The sequence below is a fragment of the Acidovorax sp. genome (genome assembly GCF_022763525.1).
In the GTDB taxonomy this organism is placed as follows: Bacteria; Pseudomonadota; Gammaproteobacteria; order Burkholderiales; family Burkholderiaceae_C; genus Acidovorax.
Genome location: NZ_JALEGG010000180.1, coordinates 1 through 3,032, shown reverse-complemented (window position 1 = coordinate 3,032; position 3,032 = coordinate 1). Strand labels below are relative to the sequence as shown.

Annotated in this window: 3 protein-coding genes; 1 reads left to right on the top strand and 2 read right to left on the bottom strand. The window is 68.9% G+C overall.

Annotated elements, in window-relative coordinates:
- A partial coding sequence (locus MRY84_RS14020; RefSeq protein ID WP_291506331.1) for a Do family serine endopeptidase occupies window positions 1-1,300 on the bottom strand: 1,300 nt, incomplete at its 3' end.
- Between the two features lie 81 nt (window positions 1,301-1,381).
- Window positions 1,382-2,161 carry an SDR family oxidoreductase gene (locus tag MRY84_RS14015; RefSeq protein WP_291506330.1) on the bottom strand — a complete coding sequence of 260 codons (780 nt, stop codon included), beginning with the start codon at window positions 2,159-2,161 and terminating at the stop codon, window positions 1,382-1,384.
- Window positions 2,162-2,282: 121 nt separating this feature from the next.
- On the opposite strand from MRY84_RS14015, the gene MRY84_RS14010 reads away from it, so the two are divergent.
- On the top strand, window positions 2,283-3,032 hold a 750-nt coding region (locus tag MRY84_RS14010), incomplete at its 3' end, for a LysR family transcriptional regulator (protein ID WP_291506329.1).

Genomic DNA, 3,032 nt, shown 5'->3' with positions numbered 1-3,032 from the left:
GCGGGCGCAGCGACAGGCCCAGCTGGCCCTTGCGCACGGCCTCGTCGTCATTGCGCGCCTGCTTGCTGCCCGCTTTGGCGCTGGCATCGCCCAGGGTGGCGGTCAGTTCCACAGGCTTGCCCTGGCGCCACACCGACAGCTTGGCCTGCTGGCCGGGCTGCGCCTGGCCCACCCAGGCGGGCAAGTCGCCCGAGGCCACGATGGGCTGGCCGTCCACCTGGCGGATCACGTCACCGGGCTGCAGGCCGGCCTTGTCGGCAGGGCCGCCGGGCGTGACGCTGGCCACCAGCGCGCCTTCGGGCTTGTCGAGCGCAAAGGATTCGGCAAACGCCTGGTTCACCTCCTGCACGGCCACGCCCAGCTGCGCGTGGCGCACCTTGCCGGTGGCGACGATCTGGTCCTTGATCTTGCCGGCCAGCTCGATGGGGATGGCGAACGATACGCCCTGGTAGCCGCCGGAGCGGCTGTAGATCTGCGAGTTGATGCCCACCACCTCGCCGCGCGCATTGAACAGCGGCCCGCCGGAGTTGCCCGGATTCACCGCCACATCGGTCTGGATGAAGGGCACCAGGCTGTCGTCGGGCAGCGAGCGGCCCTTGGCGCTGACCACGCCCGCAGTCACGCTGTTTTCAAAGCCGAAGGGCGAGCCGATGGCCAGCACCCATTCGCCCACCTGCAGATCGCGCGTGCTGCCCAGGCGCACGGTGGGCAGGTTCTTGGCGTCGATCTTGAGCACGGCCACGTCGGTCTTGGCGTCTGCGCCCAGCACCTTGGCGCGGAACTCGCGCCGGTCAGTGAGCTTGACCACCACCTCGCTGGCGCCCTTGACCACGTGCGCATTGGTCAGCACCAGCCCGTCGGGGCTGACGATGAAGCCCGAGCCCAGGCCGTGCGTGGGCACGTTGCGCGGTGCCTGCATGCCAGGCGCGGGAAAGCCGAACTGGCGAAAGAACTCGTAGAACGGATCGTTGGGGTCGATCTGCGGACCACGGCCCTGGCGCGCAGCGGGCTGGCTGTCATCTTCGTCATCCTCGTCGCCGGCCATCGCGGCCTTGGTGCTGCCGGTCACACTGATGTTGACCACGGCCGCACCGTTCTGCGCAGTGATCTGCGCAAAGCTGGGCAGCGCTGCCGCCCCCGGTGCCGCCGCCTGGATGGCGGGCGTGCTGGCGGTGGCGATGGGCGCCGGCGTGGCCAGCGCGCGGTGTCCCACGACGATCCCCGCCCCGGTGCCGCCGATGGCGCCGGCGGCCACCAGGGCCAGGATGAGACGGCGAGGGGTGATTGCAACGGTGTTCATGGTGTCTGCCCTTCCTTGGCTGAGATTGCGATGGAAGGCAGTGTGGGAGCGCAGACTTAGACGAGGCTTAGGCGCTGGCCGTCACAGAAACATGCCGCCCGAGGCCTCGATACGCTGTGCGTTCACCCATCGTGTAGCCGGCTGCAGCAGCGCGGCCACCAGCGGGCCGATGTCCTCGGCCACGCCCACCCGGCCCAGGGCCGTCTGGCCGGCGATGAAGGCGTTCAGTTCTGCGTTGTCGCGCACCGCGCCGCCGCCGAAGTCGGTCTCGATGGCGCCCGGCGCCACCACGTTCACCGCGATGCCGCGCGGACCCAGCTCTTTGGCCAGGTAGCGGCTCAGCACCTCGATGGAGCCCTTCATGGCTGCATAGGCCGCATAGCCCGGCAACGCGAAGCGGGCCAGACCCGAGGACAGGTTAAGGATGCGGCCGCCATCGTTCATCAGGGGCAGCAGGCGCTGCGTGAGGAAGAACACGCCCTTGAGGTGCACATTGACCAGCGCGTCGAACTGCGCCTCGGTGGTCTCGGCAAACGGCGCGTGCACGCCCATGCCCGCGTTGTTGACCAGGAAGTCAAAGCGCTCGCGCTGCCAGCCGGACTGCAGGGCCTGCGCCAGTTGGCTGGCAAACGCGCCGAAGCTGGCAACGTCGCCTACATCCAGCGGCAGCGCCACGGCGCGCTGGCCGAGGGCCTCAATCTCGGCCACGACGGCCTGGGCTTCGGTGGCCTGCTGGCGGTAGGTCAGCACCACGTCGATGCCGCTCTTCGCAGCCGCCAGCGCAGCGCTGCGGCCAAGGCCACGGCTACCGCCGGTGATGAGAACGATGGGGGTGAAGGAGGTGAGGGTCGATGCGGTCATGGGAAAGCTCCTTGGTTGGTCTGCAAGCCGCACGGTGCGGCCGGCATGTGAGAACTTTATTGAACGCCGCCGAATACATAAACTGGGCAAAATTAGATTGATTGTTCAAAAGGACTGACCAATGAATCCCCTGGACCGCATGCAGATCTTTGCCCGCGTGGCCGAGCTGGCCAGCTTCACGCAGGCGGCCCAGGTGTTGGGCATCCCCAAAGCCAACGCCTCGCTGGCTGTGCAGCAGCTTGAGGCCCAGCTGGGCACGCGCCTGCTGCACCGAACGACCCGGCGTGTGCAGCTCACGCAGGACGGGCAGGTCTACTACGAGCGGTGCAAGGACCTGCTGGACGATGTGGAAGAGCTGCAGACCCTGTTCGCCGACCCCGAGGGCGCCAACCTGCGGGGGCGTGTGCGCATCGACATGTCCACCGGCATCGCGCGCCAACTGGTACTGCCGCGCCTGCCCGAGCTGATGCAACGCCACCCGCTGCTGGAAGTGGAACTGAGCAGCACCGACCGCCGCGTGGACCTCGTGCGCGAGGGGTTCGACTGCGTGATCCGCGTGGGCACAGTGGCCGAGCCCGGCTTGGTGGCACGCCCCCTGGGACTGGTGCGCGTGGCCACCTGCGCCAGCCCCGCCTATCTGGCGCGCAAGGGCACGCCGCGCGCACTGGACGATCTGGCGCAGCACGAGCTGGTGCACTACGTGAGCACGCTGGGCACCCGGTCCGCCGGATTTGAAACCGACGATGGCAACGGCGGCGCCCAGTTCCAGGCCATGGCCGGGCGCGTCACCGTCAACAGCGCCGAGGCCTACCTGGGCGCCTGCGCGGCCGGGCTGGGCCTGATCCAGGCGCCGCTGCTGGGCGTGCGCGAG

Coding starts and splice junctions, on each gene's coding strand:
- MRY84_RS14015 (WP_291506330.1), bottom strand. CDS start 2,161: ATGACCGCATCGACCCTCACCTCCTTCACCCCCATCGTTCTCATCACC.